The organism is Streptomyces sp. NPDC057950 (assembly GCF_042887295.1).
Lineage (GTDB): Bacteria > Actinomycetota > Actinomycetes > Streptomycetales > Streptomycetaceae > Streptomyces > Streptomyces kaempferi.
In genome coordinates, this window is sequence record NZ_JBHVPP010000029.1 from 104,663 (window position 1) to 122,728 (window position 18,066).

Genomic DNA, 18,066 nt, shown 5'->3' on the forward strand with positions numbered 1-18,066 from the left:
TCACACCGCCCGGCGCCCGGCCTTCGCCAACCGATCAGTGCACGACGGTGACGCCCACCCACGTCTGCTTGATGACGCACAGCGCCGCCCAGACAGGGAAGTACGGAATCGCCGGCCTGGACTCCTCGCGGGTCGACCAGCACCGGAGCCGCGGCACCAGGCACCGGCGAGACAACGAGACAGACACGCGCTGCAACTTCGAACAGGGACCGGAGCCGGAGTCGCAGGCGACTCCAGGCTCCTCAATTGCGTCCTGTCACAGGTCTCAGTAGCCGCCGCCCCAGCCTCCGCCGTGACCGCCGCCGCCCCAGCCTCCGCCGTGACCGCCGCCGCCCCAGCCTCCGCCGTGACCGCCGCCGCCCCAGCTGTAATCAGCCGCGACCGAGGCGCTGTGGCTGGTGGTGGCGCTGGCTATACCTGCTCCACCGATGGCGAGAGCCCCAGTGGCGCACAGGCTGGCGAGCAGCCTGAATATCGTTACTTTGCTTACCCGCATGATGCTTTCCCCTTCCAGGGAGCGTTGGCGGGTCCTCGCGCTGGTGACCGCGGTGACGTGTACGTGACGCTGATGTGACCGCGAAGAGGGCCCGATACGAAGGCCATGGATTGAACGGGTGTTGCCGCCGTCGACTCACACGCAAGGAGTGTGCAGGCCCACCGAGGCTGCCTGGTTCATCAGACCCCACGGCGGAACAACCGTCCGCCGAATGAGCGGCGACTATGCGGTCGCCGACCAGGAGTATGTTTCACCTTATACGTTGTCTAACGTAGGCATATATTCTTAATTCAGTCAAGTCGGACAGTAGACACCCCAACGACGTGCAACGCGGAACCCGTGTGCGTCGCACTGCAGGTTACGAGCAGCGCGTTGGGCCAGCAGGCGCAGTACGTGTGAAGGGGGCCGATCTCCGACGCATCAACTTGGCGATGTGCGCGCACCTGGAGCAGTTGCGCGACCGCAACGAGACACATTACTGCTGAGGTTTTCAGGGTGGGGTCGGCAGCGTGAGGGTCAGGACGGTGGAGGTGAGGCAGCCGTCGATGAGGTTGGGCCGTCGTTGGATTCTGCGTAACTCGCCGCGGAGGACGCGGTCGAGGTCGTCGGGGTTGTCGAAGGCAGCGTTGGCCATGGCCCTGCGCACGAGTGACCAGACGGCCTCGACGGGGTTGAGGTCTGGTGCGTATGCCGGGAGGGGGATGGTGGTGAGCCAGTCGTGGTCGGCCGCGTACCGCTTCAGTCCGGCGGCCAGGTGGGTGTTGAGATTGTCCCAGACGACCACGATCGGCCTGCCGAGCTGGATGTGCGATTGCCGCACGGAGTGATCATCCCCAACCCCTGCGCAGGGTCGAACGAAGTCGCCGTGCCCGCTCGCAGAATGCTCCGCACACCGTCACCTCTCCTCCGTCACCGCTGGCCGATCCCCGCATCACCTCGCGTTCCGGAACGTAAAGCAACCCGGCCTCCCCCGCACGCGACGCACGTCCCCGGGCCGACCTGCTCTGTGACGGGCCCGCGCACCCATCTGGCGGCACAGGCGACCCCGCCTAGCAAATCACCTAGACGGCACCACACCGCGCCTTCTGCAGTAGTCGCGACCCAGGCACGCCGACAGAGTCGTCGAAGAGCTTCCGATCATCCGTCCTCAACGGTGTCCGTATGCACCCGTTCGCCGAAGATGCCCTGATGAATAGCCGTCACCAAGTGCCCACCGCCACCCTCGAGCCGGAACTCCCACGCGTTGCTCCGCAGGATTTCGACGATGACGTTCAGCAACAAGCGGGGCGCACACGGCCCATCCGTCGACCCGCTCGATACGGCATGCACAGTAGGACGACTTCGCATCGCGGTAGAGAGGGAGCGTATATCGCTTGACCATGACGGGATGACCCTCTACACGTTTGACAGACACCACGACGGCAGCAGTCTGTACACCGGCGAGATCATGCAGTGGCCGCCGCTCTCTGCCGAACCGCACCACGGCGAGCCGATGAAAAAGTGGACCCAGATCAGACGGAACGACGGCACCATGCAGTGGGCCTACGACGGCAAGCCTCTGTACACCTTCGTCAAGGACAAGAAATCCGCACCTATGACCAGGAAAAACGAACTCCACGGCGCCAGGCTGTAGAAGAACCAACTGCCGGGCGTGCCGGTTCGGTGACAGCCCCGCGCGAGCCGACCACGCTCCTCCGCAAACCGCCGCGCGCAGCCCACCCCGCCAGCTGGTGGCGGCATCCCGCACTTCGCGGCGCCCGCGTGATCGATACACGAGCAGCCCCAGCCGGTGTCGGTCCCGGCTGGGGACGTATAAGCAATCTTGTGTAAGTCGGTTGGTGTCGTTGGATGCTGAGCCGGTCCTCGAAGAACAGTGAGAACTGGTTCAGTGCCTCTTTCCAGTGTGTCGCGACGTGGTTCGCGTCGCGCGCTTTGGGGTTGATCTGCTGAAATGGCCGCGGTTGCGGGAGGCCTTGCGGAGTCGGGAATTGATCGACTCGACCATGTTCGTGGAGTAGACCACCGTCCCTATAGCCGGCGGGAACTCCAGGTAGGGCGTGAACTCCGGCCAGGCCGACCGCCAGGTCCGGACGATCGCCGGGTAGCGTTGCCCCAGGTCAGACGCCTCGAAGTGGTCGAGGGCCTGTTCGGCGGTCTGTTCGGTCGGGGCTGCATAGATCGCTTTGAGGGCCGGCACCCCCGGGTGTCTGGCGCTCTTCTCGGACCGGGACCCACGTCGGGGTGTGCGCGCTGAATGGGGTGACCTCTGCCTGGCTAGCTCGGCGGGTGCCGCTGTCGTCGTTGCCCCTGCTGCCCTCACGCACAGCCAACCCGACGTCACCGAGGGCGCCCGCAGCCGACATCGTCCTCCTTGGCTGCTGGGGATCGGTGACCGACGGGTGACGTGACGCGGTTCCACAGCTTGGCTGCATCACGTCACCTCCACACCCATACCAGGCGGCCCCAAGCCGTCATTCTCCAAAACGGGTTGTAGCACCCGGTACAGGCCGCTACGCTCCCTGATATGAAGCAAATCAATGTACGGGTGCCCGACGAGGTCCATGCCGAAATCGCAGAGCGCGCCGAGGCCGCAGGCCTGTCCGTGCAGGAGTACGCCAAGCAAGTGCTTGCCGACGAGTCCAACGACCTGCGGCACCGCTTTCTCCATGCCGGCGCGCATTTCGCAGACGCCTTCGAAGACGCCTTCACCGAAGAGTTCGGAAGCCCGGCCGCCAACCGTGGGTCGGCGGCCGCCGCGTGATCGTCCGCATCGACCGCGCCTGGCTCCTCGACCTTGCGCACCGGCACATCCCCGGAGACCCGGACGTCTCCGACTTCGGCACACTCGCGGCCGCGGCCGCACGGCACGCCGACATGGTCATGGACACGCCCGTCTACACCGAACCCCACCACCGGGCAGCGGCGCTCATGCACCAGCTCATCCGCTGCCCGGCCCTTGACCACTCCAACGAACTCTTCAGCGCGGTCGTCGCCGCCTCCTACCTCTCGGTCAGTGGCGAGATCCTGGACGTCCAGCCCAAGCAGGCCGCCGGCCTCGCGGCCCGTGTCAGCCGCGACGGCTTGGACGTACGGAGCATCGCCTCCGAGATCAAAACGTGGATCACCCGGTGAGCCGAGGCAGCACCCTCACGGACTGACCTCAACCACGCGCCTTCCGGCGCAGTGAGCCAGGCCAAGTGAGTCAGGGGCTGCGCGCAGCCGTCCAGAGCGGAGTGGGCCGACGACTATGCACGACTGGAAGCGCCCCGGGTTGGACAGGGCACCGCTACGGATGGGGGCACACGGGACGGACCAGCTCGCTCGGCGCGGCCCCGACCCCCGTACCAAACAACGAGGCACGGCACGCCTGCCGCTGCCCGCCAGCCAGGAGTATTCCTCGCTGCCCGTGACAGGATTGCGGGTAGTGCAGCAGCTGCCTGGTGCGGATTCATCAGCCCACACGACTTCCTCCCGTGTCCCAGGCAGCTCCGTCACGGGCGGCAAGCACGGCAGCCGTCGGCCGAGGCGCGACCAGAGTCAGGCCGGACCCGATCGCGCTGGCCATCGCCTCCTGGCCGGCGTGCGCGGCAAGGGACGCCCGGGACGGCGGCCAGCACGTTCTCGGGCATCTCGCCGACTGTTCGGGCCCGGTGGACGGCTTACTCCAGGAGGCATCCCGGCGCCCGGATTTCCGGATCCGACCCGACCAGCGCCGGCGTCCTCGCCTTCCCCCCGGGTCCCGAAGCAGCGGGGGGCGTCTGGGCCGCCAGTCCGGGCAGCTGAGGCGTCGGTCCCGTCCATCGTGTCCGCGGCCGGCGGGCGGCGGATCGGGTGAGCGGGGCGACCAGTGCCTTCAGGTACGCCACGGCGTCCCTGTCTTGGTCACCGGCAAGGTCTCCGGCGCGCAGGCGGCGGTGAGCGACGCCTCCCCGAGGCCTCCCGTTCTCGCGGACGTCGCTCCCGACTTTCAGGTTGACCACTACGCCGCCCGAGCTTTCGCGGTTGCACTCGCCGTAGGTGCTTTGGTGGATGCCCGCCCAGTTCAGGGCGTCGGCTGTGTTGGGTATCGCGATCTCTATCGCGATGTTCACCGCTCCCAAGGGGTGAACTCAAAGCGAGAACAACTCGTTCGCTCAAGCGTTGGGTCAAGGGCTCGCCCACGTGCGACGGCCCTACCCGGAACCCGCCTGCAGCGCGGCCGCTGCGTGGGCCGTGGGCGGCCTGGGCGCGGGCCTGGTCATCGCCTCCTGGGCGTCATACTCTTCAAGCTCTCGCTGCGCTGCGAGGCTGGCGTCAACTCCGCCGCCCTCCAGGTCTCCGACGCCCTGTTCAGCGTCGCCCTCGTCGCCGCTGCGGGCAACGTGTTCGCCGCCCTCGGCGGGGCGTCACGTCACTCAGAGGCGTGGGGGAAGGAATCCCCAGCAGCCCTCCCCGATCGCCTCGGCCACACGGCCAGAAAAGCACAGGCGAGGTGCACGGGCTGTAAGCCTGCCCGTTTGGCAGAGGTGCACCGACACTGCGTGGCCTGGGCATCGTCTCCATGGCCGGAAGAAAGCACGTGCAGGTGCGTTCACCGAGCGCCACGGCGGGTGACACAGCAGCCGTGGCGGCCGACAAGCAGGAAGCTGGAGACGGCGCGTGGTCCCCAAGTCGTGCTGGTGCGCCGTCACCATCTGTGGTTACCTGGGCACATGACCGTGCTTGTGACCCGCCGCCACGTTGACTACGTGCGTGTCACCACCACGGGTTGTTCCGCCGCGAGCTGACGCCGCGCTCCGGCATCTGACCCCCTCTCTTCACCTCCCGCGCGCTCTGCGCCATCGTGCAACGCCCTCCTCCGGCCTGCCCTCTTCCGGCCCGGACGGCAGCCGCGCGGTCTCTTCACGCACCCCGAACACCCCGCACAAGGGAGAACCATGAGCCAGCCGATCGACTCCGTCACCGCCGGCCACACCGCCGGGGACGAACCAGCCGGACCCGACACCTCCGCCTGGTCGTTCGAGACCAAGCAGATCCACGCCGGCGCCGCGCCGGATCCGACAACGGGAGCGAGGGCGGTGCCCATCTACCAGACCACCTCGTTCGTCTTCCGCGACACCCAGCACGCCGCCGACCTGTTCTCGCTGGCCGAGCCGGGCAACATCTACACCCGTATCCACAACCCCACCCAGGACGTCCTTGAGCAGCGAATCTCGGCGCTCGAAGGTGGCGTCGCCGCGGTGGCCCTGGCTTCCGGGCAGGCCGCGGAAACCCTCGCCATCCTTACTCTGGCGAGCGCGGGCGACCACATCGTCTCCAGCACCTCCCTGTACGGCGGTACCTACAACCTCTTCCGTCACACCCTGCCCAAATTCGGCATCGAGGTGTCCTTCGTCGACGACCCGGACGACCTCGAAGCCTGGCGAGCAGCGATCCGGCCGAACACGAAGGCTCTGTTCGCCGAAACACTCGGCAACCCGCGTGGCAATGTGCTCGACGTACGAGCGGTGGCCGACGTCGCGCACACCGCCGGCATCCCACTGATCGTGGACAACACCGTGCCCACCCCGTATCTGCTGCGGCCCATCGAGCACGGCGCCGACATCGTCGTCCACTCCGCCACCAAGTTCCTCGGCGGACATGGCACCACCATTGCCGGCGTCGTCGTCGACGGCGGCACCTTCGACTTCGGCGCGCACGCCGACCGCTTCCCCGACTTCAGCGAACCGGACCCCAGCTATCACGGCTTGCAGTACTGGCCCGCCCTGGGCCCGGGCGCCTTCGCCATCAAACTGCGCGTGCAACTGCTCCGCGACCTCGGACCGGCCCTCTCCCCGCACTCAGCCTTCCTTCTGCTGCAGGGTGTGGAGACACTCAGCCTGCGCATCGAACGGCACTCCGCCAACGCCCAGGCCCTCGCCGAATGGCTGGAGCAGCGCGACGAAGTCGCCGCCGTCCACTACCCGGGCCTGGAGTCCAACCGATGGTACGAGGCAGGTCAGCGCTACCTGCCCCGCGGTGCCGGCGCGGTGCTGGCCTTCGAACTGCGGGACGGCGTCGAGGCGGGTAAGCGATTCGTCGACGCGGTAGAACTATTCAGCCATCTCGCCAACATCGGCGACGTACGTAGTCTGATCATCCATCCGGCGTCCACCACCCACAGCCAGCTGGACGAGGCACAGTCGGCAGCAACCGGCACCTCACCAGGCCTGGTCCGCCTGTCGGTCGGCATCGAGAACCTCGCCGACCTCAAGGCGGACCTGGAGGCAGGATTCCGCGCGGCGAAGGGCGCGTCCTGAACACCGTACTTGCGACCACCGAGGTCCCCCTCCCGCCGGCCTCCGGCGCCTGGCGCGAGGGGGACCCTCCGGGGCGCCGCCAATGGCACATACGAGAGAACCCGCTGCCGCTGGAGGCAGGAGGTGAACTGCCCGGCGTTCGGATCGCGTTCGAAACCTGGGGGCGGCTGGCACCGGACCGGTCCAACGCCGTACTCGTGCTCCACGCGCTCACCGGGGACAGCCATGCCGCCGGACCGGCAGAACCCGGGCATCCCACCCCCGGCTGGTGGGACGGTCTCATCGGCACCGGTCTCGCGCTGAACACCGACCGGTGGTTCGTCGTCGCTCCCAACGTGCTGGGGGGCTGCCAGGGCAGCACAGGCCCGGCGTCCCTCACACCGGATGGACACTACTGGGGTGGCAACTTCCCATTTGTTACACAGCGTGACCAAGTGGCTGCCGAGGCGGACCTGGCCGACACGCTGGGCATCGACCGCTGGGCACTGGTCGTCGGCGGGTCGATGGGCGGCATGAGAGCACTGGAATGGGCCGTCTCCCATCCGGAACGGACGCAGGCGCTCCTGCTGCTCGCCACGACGGCCGCGGCAAGCGCGGAGCAGATCGCCTGGGCGAATATCCAGCTCCACGCCATCCGCAGCGACCCTCACTGGCGTGGCGGCGACTACCACGGCGCCGGTCCGGGACTCGGCCCGCACGCGGGACTCGGCCTGGCTCGCCGCCTCGCCCACGTCACCTACCGCAGCGAACCAGAGCTCCAAGTCCGCTTCAGCCGCGCGCCGCAGGGCACGGAAGATCCCTGGACCGGCGGCCGCTACCAGGTCGAGTCCTACCTCGACCACCACGCCGCCAAGCTCGTGCGCCGCTTCGACGCCGGCAGCTACGTCACTCTCGCAGAGGCCATGAACAGTCATGACGTCGGCCGCGGCCGAGGTGGGACAAGCGCCGCGCTGAGCCGTGTGACGGCCAAAACTCTGGTCGCAGGCGTCGACTCGGACCGCCTCTATCCGCTCTCCCAGCAAGCGGAGTTGGCGGCCGGAATCCCTACGGCGGATCACGTCCGGGTGGTCGAATCCCCTTCCGGTCACGACGGGTTCCTCATCGAAGTAGAACAAGTCGCCGCACTCGTTCGCGAACTCGTCGACCAGAGCGTGTTTTAGACGTGGGTCCTGTGCCTCGCCTCGCTCCGTGATGATCTCCGTGTGGGGCGAGGGGATCTTTCTGACGAGCAGTGGACGAAGCTGGAGCCGTTGCTGCCAGTGGCGCTGGTGGGTCGGCCTCCGGCCGGCCGACGAAGGTTGATCGACGGGATCCGGTGGCGGGTACGAACTGGTGCTCCGTGGCGGGATCTGCCGCAGGAGGACGGGCCTTGGCAGACCGTCTACGGACTCTTCCGCCGCTGGCAGCGCGACGGCATCTGGCCGCTGCTGCTGGGCAGACTCCAGAGCCAGGCGGACGCGGCCGGGCTCATCACCTGGGAGGCAACGTCGACTCTACGATCTGCCGGGCCCATCAACATGCCGCGGGCGCCCGCCGCGACGGCCAAGCCAAGGAGGAACCGCCTGGCGGAACCCGTCCCGAGCCCGAGGACCACGGCCTCGGACGGTCCCGCGGCGGCTTCACGACCAAGATCCATCTCGCATGCGAGCAGGACCAGCGTCCACTGTCCGTGCTGGTCACGGCCGGACAGCGTGGTAACAGCCCCCAGTTCACCGCCGTCTTGGAAGCCATACGGGTTCCCCACGTCGGCCCAGGCCGTCCTCGTATTCGTCCGTTGCGAGTGCGGGATGACAAGGCATATTCGTCGCGCGCCAACCGGGCCTATCTGCGAAAGCGCGGGATCCGGTGCACGACCCCGGAGCCGGCCGACCAGGTCGGCCACCGCAAGCGACGCGGGAAGGCCGGCGGCCGGCCTCCGGCCTTCGACGGTGAGGATTACAAGCCCGTCACGCGGTGGAGTGCGGGGTCAACCGGCTCAAGCGCAACCGGGCGGTGGCCACGCGGTTCGACAAGCTCGCGGTCCGCTTCGAGGCCACGGTGCTGGTCGCCGTGATCGGCGAATAGCTGTGACCTGCCGGAGGGACACCCGCCCCTGCCATGCTGACCGCGGTCGGGTTGAGCAGGGCGAAGGGAGAGGCCAGCGATTGGGGCTCGGTACTACGGCACCGACAGCGAGAACGGCGACCGTATCGGCGACCCGTCCGAGGAGGTTGCTGTTCATGATGATCAGCGACCTCAGCAACTCCGACAACACCTTCGGCGTCATCCAGCCCGACGAGGACGACCGCGTCTGGTTCACCTCGGTGGCCGTCCTGGACGAAGGCGGTTACGAGGTCGTCCGACGCGACACCACCTGCAACGAGCACGAGGTCACCACGGCAAGCAGCATCAACGACATCACCGGCGACCTCACCATCTGGATGGCCGCCCGCAGCATCAGCGCTCGCTAACCCCGACCCCACCCGGGCGTCGAACCCCTGCGGCCTGCTCCCGTGCTGCTCGGTCCCCGGGCTCCAGCAGCACTGACCACCGGGTGGCCGGCAGCGGGTTTCACCGCGTGGGGGCAGTAGCCCTGCTCAGGCCATGGGAAGCGACCAGTTGTGCACTGGCGTCGGCCAGGGGGTAGGACATACCCACCACGGCAGTCGGCCGGCGGACACTCGCATGGCCAGCACGCGGGAGCATTCCAGCAGCAGATCGACGGTGTGCCTTACGTGCTCGTCCAGGATCTCCTCAGGCTGCTCGCGCCGGCGGCGCGAGCCGCCAGCACACTCGGGGTCACACGCTCGACCACGTCACGGAGGAAACCGGCGGGCACACGGCCGGACCCTTACGGCCGCTGGGTCGTGACGGGCCATGTGGTAGCCGGTCGGGTCTTCCTTGCCGACGGAGGCGACGGTGCCGGCGTTGTAGAGGTCGCGGATCTACTCGACGGTATGGTCGAACTCCCAGGAGTCGCAGGGATGCCGGTGCGCTCCGGCGAGCCGTTCGACCTCTGCCATCTTTTTCCGCAGCCAGTCGACCATGACCGCGGGGGTGTCGCGCCGGGCCGCGGCCCATTGCGCGTACAGGGTGAGCCACGACTGGATGTCGATCGGGCGGGGACGGCCGGTCTCCTGGTCCAGGACGATCCAGCACGTCAGTGTGTTGCGGCGCCAGGCGTGGACGCATTCGAGGGGCTGTTCCAGCGCGGCGGGGCCGGTCTGTCCCCAGTGGCCGTTCTCTTCGTGAAGGAGGCGCCAGACCTCGAACTCGGTGTCCCGCGCCCATGCGGTCCCGTGGACGAGCTGGGAGACCTCTGAGAGGGCGTAGATCAGGTTGAGGACTGCGCGTCGGACTTGCCGCCAGTACGGCCGTATGTGCCGGGTGCGAGCGGGTTTCTTCCGATCAGGGGGCGGCGCCGATCTCGTCGAGGTGTTCGGGGCAGAAGCCGTTGATGGCTGCGCCAACGACGTATCCGCTGTCGTCCGAGGTGATACCGAGCGCGGTCTGGTGAGTGGCCGCGATCTCGAGTACGGACGTGCCTTTGTCGATCGAGTCGCAGGTCTCGTTCCCCACTTCGAGGAGCCGCTTGTCTGACGTGTCGGCGAGGGCGGGGACCTTTTTGCGGACGGTGAGGAGGTAGGCGAATTGGCGGGCCTGCGCCATTGCGGCCTGGGAGGCGTCGGCGGCCTGTTTGTGCGCCTTGGCCGGGGTGTCGTCGGTGCTGGTGGTGTCGGCGGCGGAGCAGGCGGTGAGGGTGGCGAGCAGCAGGGTGGCTGCGGCGGTGAGCGGGTGCTTCATGTGGGCGATGCTCGGTGCCATGGCATGTGGAGGTCCGCGGTATGACGGATCCGTGACGGTGCGTTCGACCGCATCGCGGCTGTTCGACCCCTGGGGCCGTGCGCCCCGAGCAGCGCTGGAACCCGGTCGGGAGCCAGGCGCGCCGAAGCCCCGTTGGTTGCGGGGCTTCGGCTTTCGGCGGACGGGGCGACAGAGACCGCTTTTGAGGCTTGCGGAGCCCGCCGGCCCTGCGGCCCGTGGGCAGGGGTTGGACTTCCCTATCCCTGTGCGTCGCCCCTCAGTGGGAGTCCTCGAGGCTTTCCCCTCGCAGCGGTCCAGCGCATGCGCAACGCCGGACCGCCTCATGCGGGGGACGATCAGCATGGCAGCGCGCCAGGGCGCCCTGGCCCAGCGCGGGCCGCGTTCACTCGTCTGGCCTAGGAGGCGGCGTGCGGGGCGATGCCGGTGAGGCGTTCACGGGTCGCGGCGGCGTAGGTTCCGGACTGTTCGATCCCCGGTGGACGACCGGGGCGGTGCGGCTCGGTCTTGGTGCGGCCGCCGCTGTTGTACGGCGGGTCGCAGATGACGGCGTCGACGGGGCTCAGTGAGGGTGGGGAGAACGGTTAGTGCGTCGCCTTGACGGAGTGTCCAGGTCGGCGTAGGGGGTGCCTCTCGCGCGGTCGCATACGCCGTTTCGCGAGCGAGTCGGTGCCCGGCCCCTGGCGGGGCTTTTCCAGGAGTGCCCGTTGGTGATCAAGGCAAAGGTGCCCGGGTGGGCTTTTTCAGCAGTTGCAAATCGTCTTAATTCTGTCTGCGCTGCTCCTCTTCGTGTGTAGCGTCGGGGCCGGTACGTTGATAGCGCACCGCGGAGCTGTCGTCCCGCCGACGCCTCTCCACCGGGCCGCCCCCTTTGCGAGTGGGGGGCGGCCCGTCTTGCTGTCCGTGTCTGCTGGTGGTGGAGCGGCGGACGGCACCAGTAGCGGCGGGTGGTGGGGCCACCGGCTTCACCCCTTGCCCGCGATGTAACCCTTCTCGAACTCGCGTCCGGCGGCCTACGCTGACGGGCCGGTGCCGCCGTGATCACCGGGTCGTGAGGAGCGGCGGGAGGAGGGGACAGCAGGACCGAGGGCAGGCCGCCGCCCGTACGCAAGCACCGGGTCAGCGCACCGACGCTACCCGGGAGCGCGTGGCCGGGCAGAGCTGTGTCACCCGGCAGGGGGAGGGCTATGACCCGCGGGGTCGGCATCGTGTGGCTGCGCGAGACCGCGCCGGCGAGACCCGTGCACCGCATCGCGCTCGCCATCGATGCCGCGCGGAACTGGACGTCGTACCAGCTGGCCGGCCAGACGGTGTCGTACGCACGGATGCGGTCGGCGCTGCGCACGCGCGGTCAGGAACACGCGCGCCACCACGAGTGGAAGCGGTACGCGTACTGCGTCGACCTGGCCGGCGACTTCTTCGACGGCGGCCACCCCCCGACCGGACTGCCCTCCTGGCTCACCAACGAACTCCAGGACCTTCTGGAGGGCAGGTATGGCACATCGCCGACCGGCGGGCGGAACGCGCAGGCGGGGCCTCGGCGCACCGTCTCGCGTCCTGCCCACGAGTGCCCGGCGTCCACCCGCCGGGTCCGGACCACACCCTCTGAAGCCCGCGCGGCCGGACAGCGTCCGTCGCCCGAGCCGGTCCGGCCCTACTACCCGCGCCGAACGGCGGCTTGGCGTCCACGACGTCACGTACCCGGCGCTGTGCGAGCCGCCCGTGTCGCTGGTGGGCACGTACGGGCAAGAGGTCCGCGAGATCGTGGCGAAGGCCGTGCGCGGATGGGACGCCGGCCTCGAAGTCACTGCCTGGCTCGGCCTGGCCGCCGAACACCGCAGTCATCTCTGCGAGAGCTCGGTCTGCTCGACGGGCTCGGTGCCACCGCGCTCGACGTGGTTCTGCTCGACGCCTACGCGCGTGGGCGACCCCTCGGAAGGTGGGCGAACAGTCGAGCGAACACGCCCGGCGTCGTGTGGCCCGCCGACCCTGCGCTCGGCGCGTGGGCTGCTAAGCAGGGGCTGGTGCGCATGGCGCGGGGGAGGCGCAGCAGCCCGCCAGGTCCGTCTTCGAAGGAGTGGCCCGGCAGATCCTCGGCGTGCTCAGTCTTTGTGGCGAGCACGACATCGCCCAGAGGCTGGTCGCCTCCGTGTGGCCCGACCTTGACCGGCCGTCCGCGGAGACGGGAGCCGATCCCGTCACTCTGGCGCATACGGCTTTCCATAGGGAAGGACTGACCTACGACTACGACGAGGAGGGCCCTGACCACCGCAAGGTCTTCCGTGCCACTGTCCGTACCGGAACCGGCCGCATGACGGGAGGCACCGGCCAGTCCAAGAAGGCGGCGCGGGCGGCGGCACCAGCACTGGCTGACGAGCCGCGGTGAGAGCGGACAGAGCCGCACAGCGGTGTCGGACGCCATCCAGGCGGTCGTCGCCGCGGCTTGGCGCATCCACGGGCCTCGGCTGCTCAGGCGCCGGCGCGCCGTCCTCGACGACTGGCTCGCCGCCTTGGAACACCAGCACGACCCGGTGACCATCCTCGCCACCATGGCCACCACATACGGGATCGACCACGATTACACGTACGACGTCTCGGGGCCGGACCACTTGAAGAGCTTCACCGCCACGATCAGGCTGCGGGACGCTCGAGGCTGCGTGCACCGGTGGACCCAGCGTCTGCCCGGAACCCCCGGGAAGCCGGAGGCGAAGAGGGCGACCGCCGAGGCCGTCCTCGACATCCTCGCCACCCCCGTCAACGGTGCCGTCGACGATCTCCCCGCCCCGGAACGGGACCTGCTCGCCTTCCTCCTGCGCGCCCAACTCGATGGCCTCGACCAGCCGACGGAAAGGCAGCGCGCCCGCATGCTCGCCCGCGGCGACCTCGGCACCGACTTCCTCACCACCGGCGACACCGAGGCGTTTGCCTGGGCAGAACGCATCCGCCAGCTCCTCGGGCCGGGCGGCACAGCCGTACCGGACGCCCTGCGCGAGCTGTACCCGAAGGTCCTCGACGACACCCGACTCGGGCCTGGATCGCTCCTACGCCGTATGGCTGCCGAACCTGGATCAGACGTCGCGAGCGTGGTTCGGCGAAACGCGGCGGACGCCGTACGACGAGCGCTGAGCAGCAGGCCGCAGGCCGCCTCCGTTCGCGACGTCGATCAGGACTGGTGGCGCGATCAGGCCCCTGACCACCGGCGTCACGGTCCGCGAGACATGCGTCAGGAGATCTTCCGCCCGCCCCCCATCTACCTCGGCGCGCTGGACGAGACCCTGAAGTGGGGCGGCGAAGCTGCCGAGGCGGCCGATACCCGCATCGACGTCGAGCTGACGGTTCAGGACGGCACGCTGCACGTCTGGCTCGGCCTCGACAAGGCGGACGTCCGGGCGGCTTGCGATGATTCCGCCCGCCTTCTGTTGCACGCCCTTTCGTACACTGACTGTCTGGTCGGTGACGACCAGGTACGGCTGCGCCTGCACGGCGATCTCGAGACAGATCCACTTCATCCCTTGGCCGCCGCAGGCATGGACGCCTACGCTTCCGGGCCGAAGGACCGGCGACGGCTCATTGAGCAAGTTGCCGACGGGTCTGCGGAAGCACAGGACAAGCAGCCGTATTCGTGAGCCCGCAACCCGAGCCGGGCCACGTTCTTCGCTCTCCTTCAGCGTGGCAAGGGCGTGACAGGATTGGCGCTGCAGAGCCCCGCTGGCTCTGGAAGGAAACGGCTGCCCCTTAGCGCTCACCGAAGGCCCGGCCGACGCCGGGACGGCGAAAAACTTGGTATGCGGAGCCGTCGGGACCAGGTAACGTCTTGCTCATGTTCTTCCAGACGCCGATTTACGAGTGAGAGCGTGATGAGCCCCTGCTGACGTCCTTCGACGTCGCCGTGCCCGTCCCCCACCGATGAATCCGTAGATCACTTCACAACATTCCGGGAGAACCCGTGAGCAAGAACATCAACAACCCCGTGGGCATGGGCGGCGGCCAGCGCAAGAAGCTGTCCCGCGCCGAACGGCAGAACAACGGTCCGCACCGCAACCTCGACCGCCAGGGTGCCGCCGACCAGAAGGCGGAGCTGGTGCGCAAAATGCGCGAGAAGGCAGCCGAGGGCGCCGGGCAGATGGGCGACAACACCGTACAGCGCTGAGGCACCGCCACCGCAGGGCGGCACCGCACGGGGCAAGGCCCGGACCGCGACACGTGGTCCGGGCCCTGCTGCCGTACCGGGCGCGGCCTGCCCCGCTCAGCTCTCGGCCGAGCACCCGCGTCTCAGCCGACCAACCGGGGCAGCCGCAGATTCAGTAGCCCCGTCACGTCCCGCCGGGCAGCACGTTCAGGCCAAGACATATCGGGCAGTGGGTATTCGCCGTCCTCCCACTCGAAGACACCAGCCCGGATGCGGGCACGACGCACCCGCACGCCTTCGGCACGCTATCGACGGGACCTCAACTGGCGTCTCACTTGCGTCTGCCCCGCACGCCTCTCCAGGACGGACGACTCTGGCGACTACCAGGTGAGCGACGCCGTCCGGCAGGCCCGCCCGCTCACCCGGGCGGCCGCGCGGCGGGTAGGGCCGGGGGACCGCAACATCGGGGCGGCGCAACTGCTCGACCCTCGGCCAGGGTCTTCAGCAGCCCCGGTGCACGGTCGGCGGGGAGGCCGGTGACAGCTGTGACGTAGGCGTGGTGCGCGCCGGCCGGGGATATGGAGAGGGCGCCCATATTCGTCGTCCTGCGCGTCACACCACTCATGATGAGCTCGCCGGATCAGGGTGAACACTGCGGCGTTCAGTCGGAGAACTTCAGCGTTCCGAAAGCCGGGTTCCGTGATCGAGAGGGAGGCGCCACTCCGCGCCGCAGTCGTGGTCGGCCGTGTCTACGACGATCCGATCCAACAGGCCGCGCAGGAGGGTTCTTTCGGCTTCAGTGAGGTCGCCGAAGAGCTCGCGCGCGGCCTCGTCGACGCGTTCGAGGTCGGTGGTGCCGGCGGAGGTGGTCTCGACGATGTGGCAGCGCCGGTTGGCTGGATCGCGCCGTCGCTTGGCGAGGCCAGGGCGTCCCCACCTCGTTCCGGATCGCGACGAGTTGCCGGGGATCGAGACTCGTTGCGATCGTGAGCTCGCGCTGACTGGTGGCACCGGGGGCGAGCTGCATCAGTGTCATGGCTAAGGGCTGTCCCGTAATCCCCGGTGGATCAGCGCGCGGCGTCAGATGCGGTGCATCGCAAGGCGGAGGGTCGTCCTCATGCTGGGCGTATCAGGGCGATCCGACAACGCGGCGAGGTGCCGTAGCTGTAGTCGTGCGCCCGCCAGGGATTACGGGACAGCCCTTAGTCGCCGCCAACCGCGCCAGTGCGCTGGGCGGACGAATCTTCACGGAGGGTTGAACACTCGTAATCGTTTCCGCGTATCTCCCGCTGAACGCAGGCGCCGCGTTCATGCACGGCAGGCACACGGACATTGGCCGACCGGTCGAACGCCGGATGGTGGTCCACCCCCGACCCGAGTGAGGATTCCGCATGTCCAGGGCTCTTCCGAAGTACAACAAGCGGCGCGTCGTAATGATCGGCGGAGCCTCCGCCGTGGTGCTGTCCGCGGCGGTGATCGCCGGCAGCGCGCTGGCGGGCGAGACGCACAACAACGCCCAGAACGCCACGACGAAGGCCGCTGCGAACACGGTGAACTGCCCGGCGGTCGCCCCGAGCCTGCCCGCGGTCCCGGCCTCCGAGAAGGCCGAGGTCGACCGGAATCTCGCCCTGCTGAACACCCAGATCGCCGAGGCCAACAAGCGGCTCGTCGATACCGTCGGCCAGGGCGGCCCCAACTTCGTCCAGAACGCCATCCTCGGCCCCCTCAAGGACAAGCGCGTCGCCACTATCAACCGGATCGCGACGGCCATCGGCCGCACCGCCGCCAAGCCGCAGGGCCTGGACGCGCTCGCCACCTGCTCCCTGATCACCGCGGGAGGGGCGGCCGCCGGCGGCACCGCCACCGCGTCCGCCGCCCCGGGTGCGACGGCCGGCGGGCAGGCGGGCGGGGCCGCCGCCGGAAGCGGCGCCGCCGCTGTGAACACGGTGAACTGCCCGGCGGTCGCCCCGAGCCTGCCCGCGGTCCCGGCCTCCGCGAAGGCCGAGGTCGACCGGAATCTCGCCCTGCTGAACACCCAGATCGCCGAGGCCAACAAGCGGCTCGTCGATACCGTCGGCCAGGGCGGCCCCAACTTCGTCCAGAACGCCATCCTCGGCCCCCTCAAGGACAAGCGCGTCGCCACTATCAACCGGATCGCGACGGCCATCGGCCGCACCGCCGCCAAGCCGCAGGGCCTGGACGCGCTCGCCACCTGCACGCTGAACAAGTGACCTGACCGCCGCCCCGGCCGCCCCGTATACGTCGGCCGGGGCGGCCAACGGGTCCCGGCGGAACGGGCTCTGTACGGTGAGTGATGTAACTTCCTTGCTGGAAACAACAGTTGATGACTGACGTGGCGAGTGGCACCGAGGCCGGGAAGGCCGCTGTGAGTGGGACCAGCGCCGTGGACGACGGACTGGTCGCCGAGCTGGTGGCCCGGGCTCAGGCCGGTGGGGTGAAGCTCACCGGAGAGGGCGGCTTGCTGCAGCAGCTGGCCAAGCGGGCGCTGGAGCGCGAGCTCACCGACCATCTGGGCCCCGAGCCCGGTGAGTGGGCCGGGGGCGGTCGGGACAACTACCCCAACGGGCACCGGTCCAAGACGGTGATCACCGAGTCGGGTCCGATCGAGATCGCGGTGCCGCGGGACCGGGCTGGTTCGTCCGATCTGGGACGTGCCAGCAGAGCACCGTCAGACCGGCATCGTCGTCCGCACGGCCCGCATCGGACACCACCTGACCCGGCCCCAGTACCACGGTGCGCAGGTTCCCACGGCGCTGCGGGAACGGATCGAGGACTTCAACCGGGTGTCCCCGCCGCACCGGATAGGCCCGCACGTCGGGCTCTTGGCGATCGAGAGCTGATCACAGCGAGGCGAGGATCTTCGCCTCCTTCTCCGGCGTGATCCCGTGTTCCGCCCACCGCGGGTGGCTCACGGGGCGCCCGTCGCCTGTCTACCAGTGCCAGGTGTCGCGGATCGTGTGCATCGGTCGGCACTCCAACCCTGCCGCGGAGGCCCGGCTGGAGTCAACGGCCCTCCGAAGCAGGGTGGCAACGCCCGCCATGCACAGCCGCTGACCAATACGTAGATGACCGCGGCAAACACCGCCTCATCATCGATGCTCGCCACCCCGCCGCCCAGCGGGCGAACTCGGGCCGGCGGCAACAGCGGCTCTGCCAGCTCCTACAAGCCGTCCGGAATAATCCATCCCCACCGTCCACTCCCCATACCCCAGCACAACGCCAACTGACCATGTAGGACACGGTCTTACGAGTTGGTGCGTGATAGCGCGTGGGCCGTGCTTGTCCTGCTCATGGCGCCCGTCAGGTGGTGATGCTGCGGTCGGATACCAAGGTGGCGATGG

General features: G+C 68.7%; 16 protein-coding genes and 7 pseudogenes. 14 read left to right on the forward strand and 9 right to left on the reverse strand.

Features of this window, described 5'->3' with window-relative positions; genetic code table 11:
- Nucleotides 1-265 precede the first annotated feature (265 nt).
- Nucleotides 266-496, reverse strand: a complete 231-nt coding sequence (locus ACFVTC_RS37190; RefSeq protein WP_390133346.1) for a hypothetical protein — start codon at nucleotides 494-496, stop codon at nucleotides 266-268.
- Nucleotides 497-986: 490 nt separating this feature from the next.
- Nucleotides 987-1,316, reverse strand: a complete 330-nt coding sequence (locus tag ACFVTC_RS37195) for a transposase (protein WP_390133348.1) — start codon at nucleotides 1,314-1,316, stop codon at nucleotides 987-989.
- 567 nt (nucleotides 1,317-1,883) lie between these two features.
- Here ACFVTC_RS37195 and ACFVTC_RS37200 point away from each other — a divergent pair.
- The gene (locus ACFVTC_RS37200; RefSeq protein WP_390133350.1) at nucleotides 1,884-2,129 is read left to right on the forward strand and encodes a hypothetical protein; all 246 of its coding nucleotides are present in this window, start codon (nucleotides 1,884-1,886) and stop codon (nucleotides 2,127-2,129) included.
- 252 nt (nucleotides 2,130-2,381) lie between these two features.
- Here the strand turns inward: ACFVTC_RS37200 and ACFVTC_RS37205 are convergent, their stop codons facing one another.
- Nucleotides 2,382-2,915 (reverse strand): transposase, encoded by a 534-nt coding sequence (locus ACFVTC_RS37205; RefSeq protein ID WP_390133352.1) that lies wholly within the window; start codon nucleotides 2,913-2,915, stop codon nucleotides 2,382-2,384.
- Nucleotides 2,916-3,020: 105 nt separating this feature from the next.
- Between ACFVTC_RS37205 and ACFVTC_RS37210 the strand changes: the two genes are divergently transcribed.
- The 6 genes and pseudogenes from ACFVTC_RS37210 (at nucleotide 3,021) to ACFVTC_RS37235 (ending at nucleotide 9,224) form a co-directional block, all read left to right on the forward strand.
- Complete coding sequence (locus tag ACFVTC_RS37210) at nucleotides 3,021-3,257, forward strand: plasmid mobilization protein (RefSeq protein WP_390133355.1); 237 nt, start codon at nucleotides 3,021-3,023, stop codon at nucleotides 3,255-3,257.
- A complete protein-coding gene (locus ACFVTC_RS37215; RefSeq protein WP_390133357.1) occupies nucleotides 3,254-3,628 on the forward strand; it encodes a fic family toxin-antitoxin system, toxin component in 375 nt (124 codons plus the stop codon). The genes ACFVTC_RS37210 and ACFVTC_RS37215 overlap by 4 nt, the downstream gene beginning before the upstream one ends.
- Before the next feature lie 1,784 nt (nucleotides 3,629-5,412).
- A complete protein-coding gene (locus tag ACFVTC_RS37220) occupies nucleotides 5,413-6,774 on the forward strand; it encodes a bifunctional o-acetylhomoserine/o-acetylserine sulfhydrylase (RefSeq protein ID WP_390133360.1) in 1,362 nt (453 codons plus the stop codon).
- A complete protein-coding gene (locus ACFVTC_RS37225) occupies nucleotides 6,771-7,934 on the forward strand; it encodes a homoserine O-acetyltransferase (RefSeq protein WP_390133392.1) in 1,164 nt (387 codons plus the stop codon). Before ACFVTC_RS37220 ends, ACFVTC_RS37225 begins: the two co-directional genes overlap by 4 nt.
- A 42-nt stretch (nucleotides 7,935-7,976) precedes the next feature.
- Nucleotides 7,977-8,838, forward strand: a pseudogene (locus ACFVTC_RS37230) (IS5 family transposase).
- A 79-nt stretch (nucleotides 8,839-8,917) separates the two neighbouring features.
- A pseudogene (locus ACFVTC_RS37235) lies at nucleotides 8,918-9,224 on the forward strand (hypothetical protein).
- Nucleotides 9,225-9,324: 100 nt separating this feature from the next.
- Here the strand turns inward: ACFVTC_RS37235 and ACFVTC_RS37240 are convergent.
- From ACFVTC_RS37240 to ACFVTC_RS37255, 4 genes and pseudogenes are all read right to left on the reverse strand, one after another.
- A pseudogene (locus ACFVTC_RS37240) lies at nucleotides 9,325-9,598 on the reverse strand (carbonic anhydrase); the annotation flags it as partial.
- Nucleotides 9,599-9,698: 100 nt separating this feature from the next.
- Nucleotides 9,699-10,223 carry a hypothetical protein gene (locus ACFVTC_RS37245; RefSeq protein WP_390133362.1) on the reverse strand — a complete coding sequence of 175 codons (525 nt, stop codon included), beginning with the start codon at nucleotides 10,221-10,223 and terminating at the stop codon, nucleotides 9,699-9,701.
- Nucleotides 10,162-10,557 (reverse strand): DUF732 domain-containing protein, encoded by a 396-nt coding sequence (locus ACFVTC_RS37250; protein ID WP_390133364.1) that lies wholly within the window; start codon nucleotides 10,555-10,557, stop codon nucleotides 10,162-10,164. Before ACFVTC_RS37250 ends, ACFVTC_RS37245 begins: the two co-directional genes overlap by 62 nt.
- Nucleotides 10,558-11,075: 518 nt before the next feature.
- Nucleotides 11,076-11,190, reverse strand: a pseudogene (locus ACFVTC_RS37255) (site-specific DNA-methyltransferase); the annotation flags it as partial.
- A 1,462-nt stretch (nucleotides 11,191-12,652) separates the two neighbouring features.
- On the opposite strand from ACFVTC_RS37255, the gene ACFVTC_RS37260 reads away from it, so the two are divergent.
- The 3 genes from ACFVTC_RS37260 to ACFVTC_RS37270 all read left to right on the forward strand — a co-directional run bounded on the left by ACFVTC_RS37260 (nucleotide 12,653) and on the right by ACFVTC_RS37270 (nucleotide 14,725).
- Nucleotides 12,653-12,961 (forward strand): putative dsRNA-binding protein, encoded by a 309-nt coding sequence (locus tag ACFVTC_RS37260; protein ID WP_390133366.1) that lies wholly within the window; start codon nucleotides 12,653-12,655, stop codon nucleotides 12,959-12,961.
- Nucleotides 12,962-12,983: 22 nt separating this feature from the next.
- Nucleotides 12,984-14,201: a hypothetical protein gene (locus ACFVTC_RS37265; protein ID WP_390133368.1), complete on the forward strand. Its 1,218-nt coding sequence runs from the start codon at nucleotides 12,984-12,986 to the stop codon at nucleotides 14,199-14,201.
- Nucleotides 14,202-14,521: 320 nt separating this feature from the next.
- On the forward strand, nucleotides 14,522-14,725 hold the full coding sequence (locus ACFVTC_RS37270) for a DUF6243 family protein (RefSeq protein ID WP_390133370.1): 204 nt from the start codon (nucleotides 14,522-14,524) through the stop codon (nucleotides 14,723-14,725).
- 466 nt (nucleotides 14,726-15,191) lie between these two features.
- Here the strand turns inward: ACFVTC_RS37270 and ACFVTC_RS37275 are convergent.
- Nucleotides 15,192-15,272: pseudogene (locus ACFVTC_RS37275) on the reverse strand (IS5/IS1182 family transposase); the annotation flags it as partial.
- Between the two features lie 131 nt (nucleotides 15,273-15,403).
- Here ACFVTC_RS37275 and ACFVTC_RS37280 point away from each other — a divergent pair.
- The 4 genes and pseudogenes from ACFVTC_RS37280 (at nucleotide 15,404) to ACFVTC_RS37295 (ending at nucleotide 17,565) form a co-directional block, all read left to right on the forward strand.
- Nucleotides 15,404-15,694 (forward strand): hypothetical protein, encoded by a 291-nt coding sequence (locus ACFVTC_RS37280; protein WP_390133372.1) that lies wholly within the window; start codon nucleotides 15,404-15,406, stop codon nucleotides 15,692-15,694.
- Nucleotides 15,695-16,095: 401 nt separating this feature from the next.
- A complete protein-coding gene (locus tag ACFVTC_RS37285) occupies nucleotides 16,096-16,935 on the forward strand; it encodes a hypothetical protein (protein WP_390133374.1) in 840 nt (279 codons plus the stop codon).
- Nucleotides 16,936-17,048: 113 nt separating this feature from the next.
- Nucleotides 17,049-17,351, forward strand: a pseudogene (locus ACFVTC_RS37290) (transposase); the annotation flags it as partial.
- Between the two features lie 25 nt (nucleotides 17,352-17,376).
- Nucleotides 17,377-17,565, forward strand: coding sequence for a hypothetical protein (locus ACFVTC_RS37295; RefSeq protein ID WP_390133394.1), 189 nt, complete (start codon nucleotides 17,377-17,379; stop codon nucleotides 17,563-17,565).
- Nucleotides 17,566-17,738: 173 nt separating this feature from the next.
- On the opposite strand, the pseudogene ACFVTC_RS37300 reads toward ACFVTC_RS37295, so the two are convergent.
- A pseudogene (locus ACFVTC_RS37300) lies at nucleotides 17,739-17,882 on the reverse strand (transposase); the annotation flags it as partial.
- Between the last annotated feature and the right edge of the window lie 184 nt (nucleotides 17,883-18,066).

Excerpts from the sequence above, each read along its gene's own strand:
- ACFVTC_RS37190 (WP_390133346.1), bottom strand. The coding sequence starts at position 496 with ATGCGGGTAAGCAAAGTAACGATATTCAGGCTGCTCGCCAGCCTGTGC.
- ACFVTC_RS37200 (WP_390133350.1), top strand. The coding sequence starts at position 1,884 with ATGACCCTCTACACGTTTGACAGACACCACGACGGCAGCAGTCTGTAC.
- ACFVTC_RS37210 (WP_390133355.1), top strand. The coding sequence starts at position 3,021 with ATGAAGCAAATCAATGTACGGGTGCCCGACGAGGTCCATGCCGAAATC.
- ACFVTC_RS37220 (WP_390133360.1), top strand. The coding sequence starts at position 5,413 with ATGAGCCAGCCGATCGACTCCGTCACCGCCGGCCACACCGCCGGGGAC.
- ACFVTC_RS37250 (WP_390133364.1), bottom strand. The coding sequence starts at position 10,557 with ATGAAGCACCCGCTCACCGCCGCAGCCACCCTGCTGCTCGCCACCCTC.
- ACFVTC_RS37285 (WP_390133374.1), top strand. The coding sequence starts at position 16,096 with ATGTCCAGGGCTCTTCCGAAGTACAACAAGCGGCGCGTCGTAATGATC.